At 46.5% G+C, this 19,248-nt stretch carries 18 protein-coding genes; 8 read left to right on the top strand and 10 right to left on the bottom strand.

Annotated features, from left to right (window positions below):
* Window positions 1-604 precede the first annotated feature (604 nt).
* The gene (locus tag QZ938_RS30585; protein WP_293154990.1) at window positions 605-745 is read right to left on the bottom strand and encodes a photosystem II reaction center protein Ycf12; all 141 of its coding nucleotides are present in this window, start codon (window positions 743-745) and stop codon (window positions 605-607) included.
* A gap of 514 nt (window positions 746-1,259) precedes the next feature.
* On the bottom strand, window positions 1,260-1,913 hold the full coding sequence (locus QZ938_RS30580; protein ID WP_293154982.1) for a Uma2 family endonuclease: 654 nt from the start codon (window positions 1,911-1,913) through the stop codon (window positions 1,260-1,262).
* 573 nt (window positions 1,914-2,486) lie between these two features.
* Here QZ938_RS30580 and QZ938_RS30575 point away from each other — a divergent pair.
* From QZ938_RS30575 to QZ938_RS30565, 3 genes are all read left to right on the top strand, one after another.
* On the top strand, window positions 2,487-2,855 hold the full coding sequence (locus tag QZ938_RS30575) for a YkgJ family cysteine cluster protein (protein ID WP_293154980.1): 369 nt from the start codon (window positions 2,487-2,489) through the stop codon (window positions 2,853-2,855).
* Between the two features lie 150 nt (window positions 2,856-3,005).
* Window positions 3,006-3,329 carry a hypothetical protein gene (locus QZ938_RS30570; protein WP_293154977.1) on the top strand — a complete coding sequence of 108 codons (324 nt, stop codon included), beginning with the start codon at window positions 3,006-3,008 and terminating at the stop codon, window positions 3,327-3,329.
* 351 nt (window positions 3,330-3,680) lie between these two features.
* The gene (locus tag QZ938_RS30565) at window positions 3,681-3,968 is read left to right on the top strand and encodes a YggT family protein (RefSeq protein ID WP_293154974.1); all 288 of its coding nucleotides are present in this window, start codon (window positions 3,681-3,683) and stop codon (window positions 3,966-3,968) included.
* 479 nt (window positions 3,969-4,447) lie between these two features.
* Here QZ938_RS30565 and QZ938_RS30560 read toward each other — a convergent pair whose 3' ends face one another.
* The 4 genes from QZ938_RS30560 to QZ938_RS30545 form a co-directional block, all read right to left on the bottom strand.
* Window positions 4,448-4,879: a hypothetical protein gene (locus QZ938_RS30560; protein WP_293154969.1), complete on the bottom strand. Its 432-nt coding sequence runs from the start codon at window positions 4,877-4,879 to the stop codon at window positions 4,448-4,450.
* Window positions 4,880-5,008: 129 nt separating this feature from the next.
* Window positions 5,009-6,130, bottom strand: a complete 1,122-nt coding sequence (locus tag QZ938_RS30555) for a shikimate dehydrogenase (protein WP_293154966.1) — start codon at window positions 6,128-6,130, stop codon at window positions 5,009-5,011.
* 275 nt (window positions 6,131-6,405) lie between these two features.
* Window positions 6,406-7,773, bottom strand: a complete 1,368-nt coding sequence (locus QZ938_RS30550) for a P-loop NTPase fold protein (RefSeq protein WP_293154963.1) — start codon at window positions 7,771-7,773, stop codon at window positions 6,406-6,408.
* A gap of 561 nt (window positions 7,774-8,334) precedes the next feature.
* A complete protein-coding gene (locus QZ938_RS30545; protein WP_293355764.1) occupies window positions 8,335-9,015 on the bottom strand; it encodes a type 1 glutamine amidotransferase domain-containing protein in 681 nt (226 codons plus the stop codon).
* Between the two features lie 104 nt (window positions 9,016-9,119).
* Between QZ938_RS30545 and QZ938_RS30540 the strand changes: the two genes are divergently transcribed.
* Window positions 9,120-10,028 (top strand): LysR family transcriptional regulator, encoded by a 909-nt coding sequence (locus QZ938_RS30540; RefSeq protein WP_293355761.1) that lies wholly within the window; start codon window positions 9,120-9,122, stop codon window positions 10,026-10,028.
* 21 nt (window positions 10,029-10,049) lie between these two features.
* Window positions 10,050-10,688 carry a type I restriction enzyme HsdR N-terminal domain-containing protein gene (locus QZ938_RS30535; RefSeq protein WP_293331409.1) on the top strand — a complete coding sequence of 213 codons (639 nt, stop codon included), beginning with the start codon at window positions 10,050-10,052 and terminating at the stop codon, window positions 10,686-10,688.
* A 107-nt stretch (window positions 10,689-10,795) separates the two neighbouring features.
* On the opposite strand, the gene QZ938_RS30530 is transcribed toward QZ938_RS30535, so the two are convergent.
* A complete protein-coding gene (locus QZ938_RS30530; protein ID WP_293355758.1) occupies window positions 10,796-11,311 on the bottom strand; it encodes a hypothetical protein in 516 nt (171 codons plus the stop codon).
* A 222-nt stretch (window positions 11,312-11,533) separates the two neighbouring features.
* The gene (locus tag QZ938_RS30525) at window positions 11,534-14,320 is read right to left on the bottom strand and encodes a phycobilisome rod-core linker polypeptide (RefSeq protein ID WP_293355755.1); all 2,787 of its coding nucleotides are present in this window, start codon (window positions 14,318-14,320) and stop codon (window positions 11,534-11,536) included.
* 596 nt (window positions 14,321-14,916) lie between these two features.
* Between QZ938_RS30525 and QZ938_RS30520 the strand changes: the two genes are divergently transcribed.
* On the top strand, window positions 14,917-16,137 hold the full coding sequence (locus QZ938_RS30520) for a bifunctional 2-polyprenyl-6-hydroxyphenol methylase/3-demethylubiquinol 3-O-methyltransferase UbiG (RefSeq protein ID WP_293355752.1): 1,221 nt from the start codon (window positions 14,917-14,919) through the stop codon (window positions 16,135-16,137).
* A 168-nt stretch (window positions 16,138-16,305) separates the two neighbouring features.
* On the top strand, window positions 16,306-17,049 hold the full coding sequence (locus QZ938_RS30515) for a HepT-like ribonuclease domain-containing protein (protein ID WP_293355749.1): 744 nt from the start codon (window positions 16,306-16,308) through the stop codon (window positions 17,047-17,049).
* A gap of 68 nt (window positions 17,050-17,117) precedes the next feature.
* Here the strand turns inward: QZ938_RS30515 and QZ938_RS30510 are convergent, their stop codons facing one another.
* Window positions 17,118-17,357, bottom strand: a complete 240-nt coding sequence (locus QZ938_RS30510; RefSeq protein ID WP_293355746.1) for a hypothetical protein — start codon at window positions 17,355-17,357, stop codon at window positions 17,118-17,120.
* Here QZ938_RS30510 and QZ938_RS30505 point away from each other — a divergent pair.
* The gene (locus QZ938_RS30505; protein WP_293355743.1) at window positions 17,348-17,593 is read left to right on the top strand and encodes a hypothetical protein; all 246 of its coding nucleotides are present in this window, start codon (window positions 17,348-17,350) and stop codon (window positions 17,591-17,593) included. The genes QZ938_RS30510 and QZ938_RS30505 overlap by 10 nt on opposite strands.
* Window positions 17,594-17,829: 236 nt before the next feature.
* Here the strand turns inward: QZ938_RS30505 and QZ938_RS30500 are convergent, their stop codons facing one another.
* Window positions 17,830-18,738, bottom strand: coding sequence for a leucine-rich repeat domain-containing protein (locus tag QZ938_RS30500; protein ID WP_293363622.1), 909 nt, complete (start codon window positions 18,736-18,738; stop codon window positions 17,830-17,832).
* Window positions 18,739-19,248: the final 510 nt, after the last annotated feature.

Genomic DNA, 19,248 nt, shown 5'->3' with positions numbered 1-19,248 from the left:
CTTTGAGGCTTCACTACACAAGAATTCTCAGACTGCTTTTAAGTCTTTGTCTGGACTAATTAGATTTTGCTGGCATCCATACATTCTGTTTCCCTCCTTGGTTTATATTAGCATAGTATTCTTGATTGAAGATTGAAATATGACTGTAAAACAACCAATACAAAAAAAATATTGAAGGCGGTTGAAACCGCTACCGACTTCCTCCTCATGTCTAAAAGCCAGAGGCTTCCGTCTCGTTTCTCGGTGAAAATTAGGGAAAATTCGCCCAAAAACAGGTACCAGCCCCAACACAAAGGTTAGGCTCGAATCCACAATTTGATATCAAAATTCAACGTCGCAGATTTACTGCGCTGCAAGTCATATCGTGTCCGGTCGATCGACGCACTATAAAATTGGTTCGTAGTGCGGACTTAAGTCCGCTCGCTTGTTGCGGACTTAAGTCCGCACTACAAACGGTTTTTTATGGTAATCGACCGGACATGATATCAATCTAAAATCTAAAATCTAAAATCTAAAATTGACTTGACTGGCGATCGATACTGTGGGAATTTGGAATTTTAAATTATCCAAAACTCCCAACAATCGATCGCCAGCGGTGGTATAATTACAGGTCGCCGCCTTTAGCTGCCAACAGAAAAATTACGATCGGGCCAGAAAGTACGACTGCTGCAAGCAAAGCTACTTGAATAATGAGCTGCAAGTTTACAGGGCCGCCACCGTTAAAAAGATCCGTTATAAAGTCCATGTGTCCTCCTGACTGTATTGACATACTCTCCGGCTTAAAAGCGCGGGGATTCTTAACACTTCATTGACCAATACTACCGAAATAGTTTTACTTAGTCTCCATGTTCGTTTTAAGTCGTGGCAATGCCCTATCCCGACTATATGTATCGTTTTGTTTGGGAAACATTAACAATACTTTTAATTTTGCTTCCAGGTTGGATTTTAACCATTGCCCTTCAGTCTTTCCCTGTGCTAGATCGGTCTCGGTTTCAACTCAAAATGAGTATATATCGCTGCAATCTTAGGCGGGTATTTCAACCAATTACATTATAGCATAAAGCCGTCCTAGAAGGACGGGGCTTTAAACCCAATCTGTTGGTAAGTCTAGAGCGATAAGAAAATCCGTTTCTGATTTTACCGGGCGATCGACCCTATTTTTTAATGAAGTTTACAAAAGTCAACAAAATGTAAAGAACGATCGACCTGCGGGCGATCGCAAATTCGGCTAACAAACCCTCACTTTGGGCGATCGTAAATTAGCCTGGTAGATCGATCGGCCTGCTTGGAGGCAAACCAGCCCGAAAAATCGACTCAGCAGTCAACCTCAATTCTGGGAAAGCCAGCGATTCAACTCTGTCATCGCCCCGAAACTGCTTTACCTCGTACTCCCCATCTACCAACTGGCAAACCGAAAGGGTGGGTTGCTTGGGATTGCCAATGAACTTGCGGCCGCCTAAACCGAGGTAGTCCACAATCCAGTATTCAGGGATACCCATTTCCTCGTAATCAGCAAATTTGAAATGGTAATCATCTTGCCAGTTCGTGCTGACGACTTCCACAGCCAGCCGCACCGAAGAACCCATCGTGATGATGGACTCTCTTTCCCAACGAGGTTCGTTTGCCAGAGATGCTCGATCTAGGACAATTACATCGGGCTGATAACCAGCCTCATCGCGAGTGGGTTTAAGCAAGCAGTCACCGGGGATGGAGTAGGGTAATTCGCGTCGGTCAATTTCAACTCCTACTTTTAAGCTGATAAAACCTGTAACACCCGAATGGCGGCCAGTTCCTAGAGGCATTTCGATAATTGCTCCATTGTGTAGTTCGTAGCGGCGGACAGAGTTCTCTGGATACCAGGCTGCGAACTCGTCAAAAGTGACTGTTTTGCGGATTGTTTGGGCTTGGATCATGGTGTTATTCCTCTGTTTTCTTACCCCGCCTGGTCTGAGTTGCAGACGGGGGTTTGGTTTCGGTGCGATCGGGGCTAGGGATGGCTCCGTATTTCGCTACGTAGTCCCTTGCAAAGTCCGTGACAACCTGGCTCATGTTTTTTCCTTGCCTTGCACAAGCGGCTTTAAATTCGTTCCTTAGCAATTCAGATATAAAAATTCGCAGTGAGATGATTTTCTCTTCAGAGTCTGACATGGGCAGTAGTGCAAGTTGTGCATTTACTGTCTATCTTCTCATTGCGTTGAGAGCGAATGCTAATTAAACTTTACTGCCAATACTTGCACAAATGTTAGTTAAGGCTATACTAACACTCACAGCCACAAAGGAGCATAAAACGGTTATCCCTACAGGAACAAGGGCTTGATGCCTTTCCCGGAGAGTGTTCGCAATCAAAAATCGAAGCGTCTTTTGACGAACTCCTCCTGTGGCGCTGGCACTTGGTATACTTAAAAGGCTTTAATCTCTTAAAGTTGGGCATTTTCGAGATGATGCTCCAAATCTAAAATCTAAAATCTAAAATCTAAAATCTAATTATGGCTACTTGGCGTTGCGTAAAGCAGTGCGGTGCTTGTTGTTACCTAGAACCAACAGAGCGCCCTGACCTAGACGAGTATTTATCTACAGAGCAATTGGCGCTCTACTTGAGCTTAGTGGGAGATGACGGTTGGTGTATAAACTTTGACAAAGAAACGAGGGAATGCGGAATTTATGCCGATCGCCCGCAGTTTTGTCGGGTAGACGAGGAAGTGTTTCAGGATATGTACGGAATTGAGCCTGCTGAGTTGAACGATTTTGCGATCGACTGCTGTTTGGAGCACATTGAAGATATGTATGGCGATCGATCTTTGGAGATGATTCGCTTCAACTCTGAAGTTGGAATTATCACCTTACCCGACAATTAACGGACTTGATGCCCCTGTGAGCTTTGTGCTTCCGAAGCATTTTTCAATCTAAAACCTAAAATCTAAAATCTAAAATGCTCTCCAGGTCGATCGCTCCAGAGAGTGTCAAAATAGACAAATCAAGGAAATATCGCGCAGATGAGTTGAGTCATGAGCAATCGAGAGGGTTTTACAGGCGGATTTATTGCGGGAGCCGCAGTTGGGGGCTTGGTGGGGGCTGTTTTGGGTGCGGTGCTATCCAGGCGCGCTGCTGAAGCTTTGCTGAGCGATCCTTCCGATGCCAAGATCAGAAAGATGCGCCAGAGGAAAGCCAGCCAACTCGAAGCCGAAGGGATGGAAGTAGCAAGGCTGAGTTTGGAAGATAAAATTGCCCAGCTAAATCAAGCAATTGATGACGTGCGACTGCAACTCGGCGATGTCAACGGTAACGCGACAGCCCACAACAGCGAAGGTTCGATCGCCCAAGACTCCTGAATAAGATTGAAGATTTTAGAGCACTCCGGGAGTAGAATGCGGGCGATCGACCAACTGTCGCACATTTCTCTGTTCAACTTTCCCATTAAAAACCAAGGCAAAAGGAAAAACGAACCACAAAATTGCTCTGCCTCTACCCTCTGTGCCTTCCCTCTCCCGCAGCTATGCTAAACTCAAAGTTAAAGTGTCTTTCATTCAGTTGACAGTTGACAGTTGACAGTTGAGGGCAACCTCTACCTGGAAGTCCGAGGATTGGAGTAATGAATCGTCTTCTTTTAATTTCTCCCTAAAACGAAGAGGCTTTCAACCAATTATTTCTGGCAAACTTTACTCAAACGAGAACCAAAATTTATGAGTTATTCCATAGGCCTTTTGGCAAACACGCTAGCGACATTTCTGCAAATCTATATAGCCCTGATGATTATTAGGGTACTGCTAAGCTGGTTCCCTAACATCAATTGGTACGATCCCCCGTTTTCGATTTTGAGTCAGTTAACAGATCCTTATCTAAATCTCTTCCGCTCAATTATTCCCCCCTTAGGAGGGATTGACTTTTCTCCAATGATTGCGTTTTTTTTACTTCAGTTTGGATCGCAATTTCTAATCGGTCTTTTGGGCAGCTTGCAAACCGCTTTTTAGTGAGAAAAGCTGATTTTTTTCAAGCATCTAGTCTCAACCGCTGGCAGATATTGCCCGTCACTAAAATTTGAGATTGGAGATTTTTACACGAACTCCCCAGTTTTTTACCGGGGAGTTCTTCGTAGATGAGAGTTGAGAAATTGAAAGCAATTCAATCACCTCATATCATGTCCGGTTGATTACCATAAAAAACGGTTCGTAGTACGGACTTAAGTCCGTCCGCTTTCCGGTGGCGGACTTAAGTCCGCACTACGAACCTATCTAATTGCGGTTAATCCATCGGACACGATATCAAACATAGAATCTCACTGAATAGCAGGGGTTTGAAGCCCTTACTCATCAAGGCAGATTGCGATCGGAACGGAGTTTAAATCTCGGTTCTGATCGCTTCGCTGTCAACTGTCAACTGTCAACTGTCAACTGTCAACTGTCAACTGTCAACTGTCAACTGTCAACTGTCAACTGTTTAAATCGTTTGACTAACGGCGAACGACGCCAGTAAAACCTGTAGCTTTAAACTGCTTGAGCTGCAAAGGTGTTCGTTGATTGGCTGCAACCGAAATTCTGAGCTGAAAATCGCTAATTCCAGGAGGAACTTCTTCGATAGAACCTAAGCGAGTCCGGTTTTGCATCACTGGATTTTCATCTGCATCATAAATGCGACCAAAAATATCAGCATTAACGACAGGTTTGCCGCTCGTATTTTCAGCTTTCCCAGTAATCAAAAAGCAATTAGCTTCCATAGAGCTACCGCTGGTAACTGTGCCTTCTGCCATTTCTGCCGGACATTCGCGATAAGAAAGATCGGAAAGTTTAATTGGCGTGAGAGCCCAAGCTGGTGGAGTGATTACCAAACTCAAAATTGCGATCGCGCAAGTGGCAAAAAGAAGACCGATAGCTCGAAATTTCATAAAATTGCAGCGTAAGTATATTTTACTCAGCTTAGCGCGAATTCAAGGTCAAATTCTTAACCTCCTCGGGGAAACAGCACTGCCGTGTCCGCCTCCCGGAGGAGACTGCATTGCTGTAGGGAAACGGCATTAGCCTAAGCCTAAATGTTGGCGCAGGGCTTGGCGCATCACATCCACAGGGACAGATTCTGTATCCAGCCAAATTTTCAAGGCGGCGGCTCCTTGTTGAACTAGCATTTCTAGTCCGTCAATCGGTATTGCCCCGCGAAGCTGTGCATCTTTGAGAAACTGAGTAGGATTCGGGGTGTAAATGAGATCGTAAACGATCGCACCTGCGGAAATTCGATCGAGCGCAGCAGCAGCAACCGGCGACTTTTCCCCGTGCGGGTGCATTCCTACAGGAGTTGTATTCACCAGCAAATCCGCCTGCGAAATCAACATTGACAAATTATCCCAACTATGCACCTGCAAATTCTGCACCGGCATCGGAGAATTAACCCAACTCTGCTGAAATTCCGCTAAATTGGGGGCGCTGCGGCCGACAACGTGAATCTCTGCAAATCCCAATTGAGCGCATCCAGCCACAACAGCCCTCGCCGCCCCGCCATTCCCCAAAATTACCGCTACTTTCTGACTCCAATCGGAAGCCCCCCTAGCCCCCCCTTGGTAAGGGGGGGGACATGATTCCTCGGAACCTCCCCTAGCCCCCCCTTGGTAAGGGGGGGGACATGATTCCTCGGAACCTCCCCTAGCCCCCCCTTGGTAAGGGGGGGGACATGATTCCTCGGAACCCCCCCTAGCCCCCCCTTGGTAAGGGGGGGGACATGATTCCAAAGTTCCCTCTTGCTCCCCCCCTTGGCAAGGGGGGGTTGGGGGGGGTAAATTTGGCTTTTGGTAGGGGGGGGTTCGCAGCGGCGCGAGAAAGCCTTCTACGTCGGTATTTGTGCCGCACCAACCTTTGTCAGTGCGGTAGACGGTGTTGACTGCGCCGATCGCCCGGGCGATCGGAGAAACCTCGGCCAGCAGCGGTAAGATTGCCTGTTTGTGAGGAATCGTGATGCTAAATCCCCGAAGGTCGATCGCAGCAAATCCTGCCAGCGCAGCCTTTAAATCCTCTGGTTTTACCGGAAACGGCAGGTAAACAAAATCGACACCCAAGTGAGAAATGGCAGCATTGTGCATCGCCGGCGACAGAGAATGTGCGATCGGATAACCAATTACTCCGAGCAGTTTAGTAGTGCCTTTAATCATAGTTTGAAGGAAGAAGGAAGAAGGAAGAAGGAAGAAGGAAGAAGGAAGAAGGAAGAAGAAGGAAGAATAAAACTAATTTTTGTAAATTTATTGTACAGCTTTTTTTGGGCAGATATTTAAAATTATTATTCAACTCAGTTACATAAAACTATGGACTTGTGTGCAGGTAAAATGGTTTGTAGTGAGGACTTTAGTCCGCTCATTTATGCGGACTAAAGTCCTCACTACAAACCTAGTTAATTGGGCGTCTTTAATCTTTTACGAATAAAAGTTATTTAGCCGCATTTTTCTGTATCCCGAAACTCCTTCGCGTCAGCCAAAATCGGATTGACATCAAACCAGTAATCCTCGCCGTAACGGTACTCAAATACCCAAAGACTGCGGAGCAAAATTTGGTATTTAGTTTCACCATTCACTGTTTTGGTAGCAGCTACTTGGCGGAGTAATTGCCACTCATCAGGTTCGATCGCCAAAGTAAGCTGGTGACGGCGTTGGACAATCACATTTTCCAAAGTTTCCCGCGACACAGGAGGGTCTTGTTTTTGCAGACAGCTATAGAGTAGTTGTAACAAATTGCGAACGTGACCCCCGCTAACTCGACAGAGGCGATCGAGAGTTTCGGCAGAATCGAAAATTTTGCCAACCAAAGCATAGCGCTGCGACGCCTCCACCGTCGGAAAAGCCCGCGCCAGAACCATCTGTCGCAGCAATTCGACACCCTCTGCACACTCAGAAGCGTCATTCAATTGCACCGGCACCATCGGCAAAACCTTTGGATCTACCCCGAAGCGATTGCTAAGCTGACCTAAGTCGTTAGAGAAAATCAGCACCAAAGGAATTGTATACACGACATGACAGTTTAGTCTTGCCAACTGCTCTCCGCGATCGACAAACAGATATTCCGGCTGCATCCGCCCCGTTGGTTTCGCGCACAGGTGTATGCGATCGAGATTGTCGATAATTACCACAAGTCCCTGTTTACCTTGGCGCTTGAGTTCTTGATTAGCCGGTTCCAGCAACTCCTTATTGAGCGCATCTAAAATTACATTAGTCCGCGGCTCCAAATATTGCCGTAACTCCGATCGCAAATTCGGAGCATCTTTCGCCTTAGCAGTAATTTTGCCAATACCCAAAGACAAAGAAAACTCTCCATCCGTGCTAGCATTTACCTCACCCAAACCGGGGACAGAAGCTCCCGCTTTCAGATCTATTTGAGTTTGAAAAACATCAGCAACTCCCTTGAGCAAAGCTTTAAAACCCGTCGGTTGCAGCTTGATTTTCATTTTCTCAATGCTTTCGCTCACCTGACGCGCCACGCTCAACAAAATGTCAGTGATATCGACATCAGCCATGTCTAAATCTTTACTCGACTCAAAATAAACCACATGAAAACCTTGCTCCTGCAATTGAGCTTGCAGCCGCAGCAATTCTGTGGATTTCCCCGAGCCGATGTGACCGGTAAATAATTGACAGGTAGGTACATCGGGCGAGAGACGGCTGATGGTGCGCTCCAATTGTTCTACGATTGTGCCGCCCCGCACTGACGAAAAATCGATATAGTATTGTCGGTCTTCTTGATTTGCTACTGCCAGGGTGTAGCTGGGATTGCAGGCCGTATAAAATTTCTGTAAATTTAGTTCCATACCCTGTTCTCTGTTTTATAATATTATGCCCTAAGAGCTTCTTCATTGAGCAATTTGACCAATCCGCACAAATTCCTAGTTTTTTTTAATGTTTTACTTGTTTGTCAATATCTAAATGTATATCGGAATCCGCAATTAGAAATCCCACCTATTTTTTGCAGTCACGGAATGAACAAAAGTCAGTAATAACTTGATTGGATCGAGCGTGAGGACTTGAGTTCTCTCCAAAATCCGAGGACTCAAGTCATCACCACTAACAGATTGATTGCCGAGGATTTGCCGAACAGCATCTGACACAGGCGATCGCGAATTTGTCTGCTAAAATCAAAGACGAACAGTGGGCGGTAATGTTCTCCAGTAAAATTGGGTATTTGAGTAGGGTTAACCGAATGTAGAAAGGGCGAGCACTTGCACTCGCCCCGATCGATTATCTAGTGAAGATTGGCGGGAATCTCCAACCTCAAATTTAATTGCATCAGCAAATCCCGTAACTGATTTCTCACCGAGCAAGATTAATTTGCCGAAACTATTGGCTGTACCGATTCACCAGATTTCCAAGTGCTATTTTGCATTAATTAATTCTACCATTCGTTCGCCTACACCTCCTGCGGAAGCGGGATTTTGACCTGTGACGAGTCTCTCGCTCGCCACAACACAGACTTGAAAATTAGGAACCTTGGTAAAATTCGCCCCGCGTTCGATTAATTTTGACTCCAGCAAAAACGGAACTATTTCAGTCAATCCCACAGCAGCTTCCTCTTCATTCGTAAAAGCAGCCACCGTCTTGTCAGCAACCAGGTATGTACCGTCAGACAGCTTAATATTGACTAACGCCGCAGGCCCGTGACAGACAGCACCGACAACGCCACCTGCTTCATAAATAGCAGCAGCAATCTGGGCCAGTCGATCGTTATCAGCGAAATCCCACATCGTCCCGTGTCCGCCAGCATAGAAAATAGCGCCGTATTCTGCGGGGTCAATTTGTGCGGGATTGAGCGTATTTTCGACTCGCGAAACTTGTTCCGAATCGTCTAAAAAAGCCTTATTTAGGGGGTCTTCCAAATCAATCCCAACCATCGGAGCCTTCCCGCCTTGAGGACTCACAAAATCTACCGTTAATCCAGCGCGATTAAATGCGTCCAAGGGATGGGTTACTTCTGGGAGATAGAAACCAGTTTCTTTACCAGTATCGCCCAGTGTATCGTGGCTGGTCAAAACAATCAGAACTTTTTGGCTAGTCATAATTTATGTCTTTTGTGGGTGTCTTTGTGCCTGTTGTTTTTATCCTAGGTCGAATTCATCTAAAATACAAATTATAAAAGTTGCGTGTAACTATAAATATATTTATGATCAGCTTTGAGTGGTATCGCAGCTTTATCGAGGTTTACCGCGCGGGCACTGTATCCGGCGCAGCCCAAGTTCTCCACCTCACCCAACCTGCTGTCAGCCAACACCTCGCAGCCCTAGAGTCAGCTTTGGGAAATCTGTTGTTTCAAAGGACTCCGAGACGGATGGTGCCGACGGATGCGGGAAAAAGACTGTATACTCAAGTTGTAGGTGCGATCGAGAAACTCGAATCAATTCCCCACAAAAACTCCACCGCCGAAACACCGCAAACCATCAGAATCGGTACACCACAAGAATTTTTCACCGAGCAAATTTTGTGTAAGTTACCTCAGGGCGATTCCCTACGGGATAGCTTCGCTTCACGCACTTTTTACACGATACAATTTGGACTAACATCGGAGTTAATCCAACAACTGAAAGCCGGAAAGCTAGACATCGTAATTGCTACCCAAAAAATCACCTTATCCGATATCGAATATGAACTACTATTCCAGGAGAACTTCTGGCTAGTCGGGCCACCAAATACTGCGATTCCGATCGCAGAAGGAATCAGTCAAGCAGATTTAAACCCACTATCTCAATGGCTGTTAACCCAAGATTGGATTGCTTATAGTGAAGAATTGCCCATCGCCCGCCGCTTTTGGCGCGCGGTGTTTGGCCGAAGAATCGACATTCAACCCAAATTAATTATCCCCGATTTAAGGGCGATTAGACAAGCCGTAGAATGTGGGTTTGGTTTTAGCGTGCTTCCCGATTACTTGTGTGCAAATTCGGTGACAGAAAATCGCTTGACACTTGTACTCAAACCTGCACAAGCTGTTACCAATCGGATTTGGCTGGCTTTTCGTAAATCTGAAAGACAGTTGCCAAAAATCCAACGGATGTTAGAATTGTATCAGTTTCAATGAATAAAATTTAAGCGACAACGAATGGCAAAAGTTATTGCAGTTACAGAAGCTATTAAAAGTCTGGCTGAGGCTGAATCAAAGTTGAATTTGAGCCGAACCGAGGATGAGGCTTTTTTTACAGAATGGCAATCCGAATTGCCAAGTCTCAGCGATTCTGAACAGACTGCTTTAGACACGCTACGACGTAGATTACTATATCATAGAGCCGATGGAGAATTATTAGAAGGGGCAGTGACATTGCTGGTAGCATCACCTTTGTTGGAATTGGCGGGATTCTACGATCCACCTTTCAGGATGAAAGCTGAAGCTGCTATCGAAATTGTCATTGATGATGGGGAAGAAACGATGCGCGGACGAATTGATATCTTGATTTTGCTTCAGCAGCTTTGGGTAATGGTTTTGGAGTGCAAGAAGACTACGATTTCCACGCGATCGGCATTACCCCAAGCATTAGCATACATGATGGCAAATCCTGATTTAGATAAACCGAGATTTGGGATGTTGACGAATGGCGATGATGTGTTATTTGTGAAACTGATGGCTCAACCTACACCCGAATACGGGTTATCGCGGGCATTTTCGATTTATACTGTACGAAGTGAATTGCGATCTGCTTTTCAAGTTTTGAAGCATTTAGGACAAGGTATCGCTACTGCCTAAGTTTTGTTTTGGATTGATTGCTGTGGGCGATCGCTAAAAGATATCAAATCGGTTCTATATCTCCAAGTGATATCCGCCCTGGAAATGAGCGGGTATCAACTCGCTTACTACACCTCAGCAGGCTGTTTTTCTTGAGTCTTGAGCCACTCCGTTGCCGATTTCGATTCAGCCTGCGCGTCCTCCGACTGGGTAGCTAGCCACTCCTGATAAGCCTTTTCATCACCACCAAAGGAAGCTAGGGATGGAGCAAAGCGGTGAGCCTTTTTCATCCAGACATCTTCAGGTGTTAAAGGCTTATAAGCGCAGTAGCAAATGCAAATTGTATCAAACCCTGCACCATAGGGAGGCGGGATTTCTGGGGTGTATTCTTCCACCCGAACAACTTCCCAGCCACTATCTCGAAAGGAGTCACGCTGTTCTGGCACAGTTTCCGTCAGTCGGTATCCGATCGCAGGAGCAGGTTTGCCACTACAGTCGTAGTGTTCGGCAATGGTGTCGATCAAAGAGGGTACTGAATCCACATTTGCAATGCGGTAAAATGACTTTCCGATTTGTGTCTCAGTTTTCTGACGGTACTTTGCAATTTCACCTTTATCCGCTTTGAACAGAATCAGTTTACGCATCTTCTTTGTCCTCGTTGAAGTAGTCGCCTTGCGTTAAATCTATGCGAGAGGGTGGAAACTCGCAGTAGCAGACTCTCTCTTTCCTCACTCTGCGCTCTCTGCGCCCTCTGCGGTTAAAAACTCCAAATCATACCAAAAAAAAGGCCGGTAACTATACCAGCCCTTCAACTAATTTTAGACGTTAAACTAGCAGTAATCTAACATCTCAAACTTCAAATCAATCTAGCTTCTGTCAGTAACAGCCGCAGGCTCAAAACTCGGAACCACAATCTCACCATTCTGCTTAGTCAACTGGTTGTACAGTCTTTCAGTATTCGGGAAATTCGCAGCAGGTAGAGTCGGGAAGCGACGATAAGGAACAACATCCTCACCAAAAGCCTCAGCATATTCAACGCTATTCAACATCGCATTGATAAAGCCCTTAATCCCTTTACTAGCCAAGATTTGGTTGTAAGTCCGAATCTCCGCTTGATTGCGAGGAGCGCGGCCCAAGAAGTGCTTCGTACCCAACTCAATCACCTTAGTATTTGGATAAGGTGCGTAGAATTGTTTGACGTACAGCGGCGAGCAACCCAAACCTTCAATGAACTCCTTGAGATTGATTTCATTGTTGCCAAGTTTGCTTTCCAAAGCTGTGAATTCATTCTTCACAACGTAGGGATTCAAATCGCGTTCAAAAACTTGACGGTAAGCAGCTTGAATTAAAGTTTTCAAAGCAACCTTGTCCGAAGTAGTCGTCAGCTTGAACACCTTAGTTTGTTCGCGACGCTTGCTCACACCTTGAGCAATCCGATTTTGCAACTCGGTATCACCCCGATCGAGCGCAGTGCCCAATTCAACAAACCGAGGAGTTTCAGGAGTCGGATCGGCGTTGACCTTTTTCTCGCCAAAGGAACCCGATCGCATTGTCCGCATCGACAAACCAGCCGGAGTCAGATAGCGCTCGTAGGGCACTGTATCTTCGCCAAAAGCTTCGTTGTACTCCAGACTGTCGATCATTTGATCGACCAGCGCGTAGAAACCCTTCTTAGCGCAAATGTCAAAGTAAGCGTTCATTTCCTGACGGCCATAGGTAGGGCGGCCCAGGAGTCGGCGGTGAATATACTCGATCGCCTTACAAACATAAAGCTTGCTCCAGTACATATTCCGGAACACATCGGATTTCGCCAACATCCGAATAAACTCGCGCATCGGAATGTCGCCGTTTTCCAGCTTAATTTCCGCCACCTTTTGGCGCTGGCCGTCGAACACATCGCGACCGAACACTTGCAGATAAGCAGCCCGAATCACCGCTTGGGTGGAACTTTCGGTATATTTGACACTGGAAGCATTGCTGTAGCTGCTGGAGGCGCCGCGGGCAGTTTTCTTGGAAGCTACATAGTTGCTGGGTAACTGGTCTAGTTTAAAGACCTTGGGGCCCAGAGAACCAGGAGCCGCACCGCGAGCCGCCGGGTTGCTCAATTGATTGTCAATCCCCGCACCTTGACGGATCAAGATCCGGCGAGTGTCTTTGCCGAAGGGAGCTGGACGGTTCTTGGGGTTGCGAGTTTCTTGCGGGAAAATCGCACCGAACTGAATTTCCAGCGGATCGTTACCAATACCGTAAACGTGCTGGTCTGGTAGAGGCTGGGTGTAGCCTGCGAACAAGGTGATGAACTGAGGAACCTTGCGGAAAGGAGCGCTGAAATTGAACAAATCAATTTGCGGGCCCCAGTTGCGACATTCCTGAGCTTCCTGGCCCAAACCGCGCAGGTAAGGCACCGTTTCTTCACCGAAGTAGTCGGAATATTCCTGAGAATAAACCATCGCGTCTACGAGGGCTGCCAAACCGCCTTTGGTGACGATCGCAAAATACTTGCTAAATTCTTCTCGCGAGCTCAAACCGCGGCCGAGGAAGTGGCGGGCGGCGAGTTCTACAGCGCGGCTGTTAACAAACGGTTCGTAGAATTGCTGGCGGTACAGAGGAGATTTACCCAAACGGCGGATAAACTCTTTCATCGAGATTTCGCCGTTTTTGACCTTGGATTCCAGGTCAGAAATGCTTTGGCTGTAAGCGCGGGTAATATCGCGCTCAAAAACTTGACGGTAAGCTGCTTTGATTACTTCAATCTTTTCAGCCGACGACAGACCGGTCTTCATGACGAACTTCGCCCGATTTTCCGCCGCGTTGAAGTAGATTTGAGGCAGTTGCAGCCCTTGCTGGTCATTGGTTTCGCGCTGACGCACCTTGGGTGAAGGTGTGGGAGCTTTGAATTCTGCAATCGCTACGTCAAAATACTGTGCGACGATCGTGCGTGCGGCATCATCATTTTTGAAATAGTTCAAGGATGCAGCCTTCATTTCCTGCATTGCCACAATTGTCGCCGCCGACGAGCAAGCATTTTCGATAATTTCCCGCAATCCGCGGACATTTACCGAAATAATGTTCGGGTCGCCAGCAACGATCGCGTAGGTAATATAACGCAAAAACCAGCTCAAATCCCGCAGAGATTTGGTCATGTTGCTCGGGCCGTAGCGCGAGACATTAATCGGCTGGAATCCTGCTGGGATTGGGCCACCGCCGCCGCCGTTAGTAGAAAACAGATTTCCCAAGCCCAAGAATCCGCCGCTACCTGAGCCTTTGCTGCCGCCGCCGCCGCCTGCGCGACCTTCAACATAAGTAACAGTTCCCAGTTTCATGCCTTCAGAGACATTTACCGAACCGCCGCCGCGAGTAGCGCCAGCCATAGCCATCACAGGTTCTGCTGGTCTTTCCAAAAATGCCAGCGGGGAACCGCCGACAAAAATCCGGTTGGCTGCGCGGGATACTATGAGTTCCGAGTTTCTGGTCAGCGTCTCAGAAATCGCGATCCGAAGACCACCGGAACTGAAATAACTTGCCAGTTCGCTGAGTTCGCCCCGCTGTAGGAAGCGGTCTTGCTGTTCAGCTTGCGAAATCGTTGCGACTGGTACAGTTTGATATAGTTGCGGACGCGCAACTGAGCTTCCACCACTTGCTTTTACAGTCATTAGACTCCTTCGCTCCCTATCTAAATCGTTGCAGCATTTACCCAGACTAACCTTGCCTTCTGATGCAGGTAAAATTAGGTATTTTTGCTTTGTTTACTTTTTGCCTTCACCTGTCACGAGGTTGGGGCGCTTACTTTCTTAGATTAAAATGTTTTGGTTTCATCTTTCGTCCTGCCGGGAAATGTCCGACCCGAAGACACCGACGGGGCACTCCCTGCGCGCTTGCTTCGCCTGTACATTCCTGGAAAAAATACTTGGCAGGATAGCTGACTCCTGCGACGATCGCAGCAAGTGCCCTCAATTCAGGAAAAAGAAAATCCAAAATTTCCTTCTGCCTTTTTCTCTTGCCTTTTACTTTCTGCCGAAAGACGCCGCTGCCTTACCCGAAAGCTCAGCATTGGGTGATTGACAGTCCTCGTTTGTTAAAAAGCCTGCCGAGATTTATTGTATAGATTTAAGAGAGCTTATATGAGAAAAAATGATAAGTTTTATTACGCTAGCGCTGTCAGTGGTCAGTTGTCACTTGTCAGCGGTCAGTTGTCAGTCCAATCCCCATCCCTGAGCCCAACTCAAGACTCAAAAGAATTCCCTAACCTATGGAAACTTCACCCGATATCAGTGCCGCCGTTCGCCGCCTTTACGATACTTTCCCTTTTCCGCCCGATCCTTTGTCGGATGAACCGCCCCCAGGCTACAACTGGCGCTGGAGTTGGCCTGATGCTTACAATTTTTGCACGGGGCACAAGCCACAAAAACTGGATATTCGGATTTTGGATGCTGGCTGTGGCACGGGTTCGAGCACGGATTATCTGATTCACCTGAATCCTGAAGCTTCCGTGACGGCGATCGACCTTAGTTCCGGTGCTTTGAAGGTAGCACAAGAACGTTGTAGGCGATCTGGTGCGCGAGAAGCCGATTTTCGTCACCTCAGCTTGTACGATGCCGATCGACTCGAAGGCGAGTTCGATTTGATCAACTGCGTGGGCGTGTTGCATCATTTGCCAGATCCGATTCGCGGCATTCAAGCGCTGGCGGCGAAGTTGGCTCCTGGTGGCTTGATGCACATTTTTGTTTATGCTGAATTGGGCCGTTGGGAAATTCAATTGATGCAAAGGGCGATCGGGCTTCTGCAAGGCAACAACAAAGGCGACTATCCCGATGGTGTGAAAGTCGGCCGTGAAATCTTTGCTTCCCTACCAGAAACCAACCGACTTGTCAAGTACGAAAAACAGCGTTGGGCAGGAGAAAATCAGCGAGACGAATGTTTTGCGGATATGTACGTTCACCCGCAGGAAATTGACTACAACATCGAGACTTTGTTCGAGTTAATTGACGCTTCTGGATTAGAATTTATCGGTTTTTCAAATCCGGGATATTGGCAGTTAGAAAGACTTTTGGGCAAAGCACCGGAGTTGATAGAAAGAGCTCAGGGTTTGACGGAACGGGAGCTTTATCGATTAATTGAATTGTTGGATACGGAAATCACTCATTACGAGTTTTTCTTGGGGAAAAAGCCTGTTAATAAGATTGATTGGTCGGACGATAAAGCACTTTTGGCGGCAATTCCAGAGTTGAGTGTTTGTATGCACGGTTGGCCTAGTCAACAGGTGTTTGATTGCAACTACCAATTGGTCAATTTGTCAAGTGCTGAATTTGAGTTTTTGCAAGCTTGTGCACCCCCCCCAGCCCCCCCTTGCCAAGGGGGGGAGAAAGAGATACAGAAAACTGTGGGAGAGATTTTGGCGGATGTGGAGATGGGATTGGATGAAGTGCGATCGATCTTATCAAAACAACTCATATTGCTGACACCAAGATAATTCGGCGGTTGAAACCGCTTCTACACAAACAAAGTCGGCCTCCGCCGACTGAAGAGTGGTAGGGTGCGTCAGTTAGGATTATTTTTGCTAAAATCGAGAATATACGAACTGACGCACCTTACAAGTTTCAGTTACTGACTCCCGGTAAAATCCAAAATCCAAAATCGAATGACTTTTCAATTTCCAACCGCAGTCAAAGAGCGTCTTCAGGCATCGCCCTCACAGATAGCCGATTTTTGCCAGCGCTGGAATATTATTGAGTTAGCATTATTCGGTTCAATCCTGCGAGAGGATTTTCGTCCCGACAGTGATATAGACATTCTAGCAAGCTTTGCCCTCAATACTTCTTGGAATCTTTTCGACTTTCTCCAAATGCAAGAACAGTTAGAAGGTATGTTGGGGCGCGACATAGATTTAACTCAAAAACAACAGATAAATAATCCTTTTAGTAGAGCTGAAATCCTGGCAACTTGTCACATCATCTACTCTGAAAATGGCACTATTTCCAGTTTATACTTTTCAGTTAAACCAGCAAATCTAACTATGCAAGCAGACAATAGAAATAAGGCTGCACTTTGGGATATGATAGAAGCAATTAAGCAAATAATGGAATTTACCGCTAACTCATCCTGTGCAGAATACCGAGTAAATAGGATGGTGCAGCGGGCTGTTGAAAGAGAGTTTGAAATTCTCGGCGAGGCTGCTAGGAGAATTTCGGAGGAATTCCGTCAAGCTAATGGTGATATTGATTGGCGCAATATTATTAACTTGCGGAATCTGATTGCTCATCGGTACGATCGCGTGGAGCCAGACACTCTCTGGAATATCATTGTCACAGTGCTGCCCGGTTTGCTAAGCCAGTTAGAATTGCTGCTGCCACCGCTGCCGCCAGATGTGGAATTACCTGATTGAATCCGTGGGACAAATCCCAAATCCCAAATGGATTGACACCGGCCCCCAAATCTGGATACTCTTTGAAATTAGAGGTTGCTTTGCTTGTAGAGGAAGTGGCCCGCGTCGCCCAAAAATCTAGTTGCACTGCCCAAAGCTGTTACTAGCAGCAATGGACAGCTAACCGCCAAACTGGTATCAGCAGTCTGGAGGCTAACGGAGTATCTTAACACTCTCTGTAGCCGCCCTGCTATGTCTTGAAATGCGGGGCGGCTGGGTTTTTGGGTTTTTCTAGAAAACCCAAAACCAGGAGAACATAATGATGTCACAGGAATTCTTGCCTGACGATCGCGAATCCGATCGCCCAAATGACGACTCAGCAACATCTGAACAGGATGTGCTGTGTGTAACAGTCACAGGTTCGCCCCAGGCTGTCAGGGAAACCATACTCACCTTGTACCGCCTGGGATTTGCGGAAGTGGGTGATTGGAGTCAGCTACAACGTGCAGCTAATCCGAAGCAAGTGATGAGTGTGCTGATTCGGCGTCGTAAGCGCAAAGCCTAGGTGTTTGCTCGTTCCCAGGCTCTAGCCTGGGAACGAGTTAAGAAGACCAACAAATCTCGGGCACGTTACTTTACTAAATCAGGACAAGAGCATATCCTAATTTAGAGGCTGAAACATCTATAAAAAAAGCTAGGCGGGGAAACTCTATTTTCCCAGTCTAGGGCTTGTAACCATTGCAGCTACGTCAGAATACTGCAACTCCCCGATTCGCCTTCGCCTACAATCAAAAGTTTGACTTAGCTGAGTTCTTCTGTATCGTTGGAATCACGGGTTTGGAAGTAGAAGTCGAGAATGGTAAACAAATCGCCTGGTTCGTAAGACTCTTCGCCTTGGAGAATTTCGGGAGGAATTGGGATCGGATTTCCCCGTAAGTCGAGTATTTCCAGCTTTTCCATGTCACGAATCGCCTCCGGGATTTCAGCAATCTGATTGTCACGGAGGTAAAGCCATCTCAGATTGGACAGTTGACCGAGCGCTTCTGGGATAGAGGTAATCTGATTGTGACTAAGGGAAAGGTTCGTCAGGCTAGACAGTAGACCAAACGTATTTGGGATGGAGGTAATCTGATTGTGACTAAGGGAAAGGTTCGTCAGGTTAGACAGTAGACCAAACGTATTTGGGATGGAGGTAATTTGATTGTAATGGAGGAAAAGCGTTGCTAGGTTAGACAGTAGACCAAACGCTTCCGGAAGAAAACTAATCTGATTCTCCTCGAGTCGCAGCGATGTCAGATTGGACAATTGCCCAAATGTTTCTGGCAGGGAGGTAATCTGGTTGCCCCAGAGATTAATCTCTCTCAGATTCGACAGTTGCCCAAATGTTTGTGGGAGGGAGGTAATCTGATTACAGCTAAGAGAAAGCTCTCTTAGATTTGACAGTTGCCCGAAGGCATCTGGAATTCCAGTAATCTTATTATTCCAGAGGTCAAGCGATGTCAGATTCGACAATTGCCCAAGCACCTCTGGGATTTCGGTAATCTTATTACGACAGAGGTCAAGTTTTGTGAGACTCGACAGTTGACCAATTGCATCTGGAATTTGGGTAATTTGATTTTCACGTAGTGAAAGGTGTTTCAAATGTCTACAACTGAAAATTTCACGTGGCAATTCTTTCAGATCTAGTCGTGACAAATCTAGTTCAGTCAATTTTTTAACGGCAACTTGCTCAATTCTTTGGACTGCTTTTTCTCGTATCATCCCCTTTATCTCCCCATAGTATTCATTTTATGATGACAATTAAATCTAGCTTATGGGGAAAAATGACAGGAATCAGGATACGACCCCAAAAAAACACACTAATGCGGTTTCCCCAAAAATTAATCGGGCAATAAATATGTTCAAGGAAGGCAAAGAGCATTTTCTGAGTCCAGACTGAAAAGTGCTACAGCTACATCAGATTATTCCTATTTTCCCATCTATGACTTGCAACCATGGGAACTGCGTTGTAATAGGCACCACACTAGACAAGCGCTAGTAATATACTAGACAAATGCTAGTAACATACTAGACAAGTGCCTGGGCAAGCAGTTCGGGAGCATCCCGGTTTTGAAAAAGCCTCAAATAGCCAAGAGATCGTTCAGGTAAGCACAACGAAGTTTTAGCATTTGATTGACATTTTTTTTCAACCATTGAGCTCCGGAGATTTTCAACCTTCTA

This window comes from Microcoleus sp. CAWBG27 (genome assembly GCF_020883145.1).
Classification (GTDB): Bacteria; Cyanobacteriota; Cyanobacteriia; order Cyanobacteriales; family Microcoleaceae; genus Microcoleus.
The sequence above is the reverse complement of the archived record's forward strand: the minus strand, read 5'-3'. Positions and strand labels throughout refer to the sequence as shown.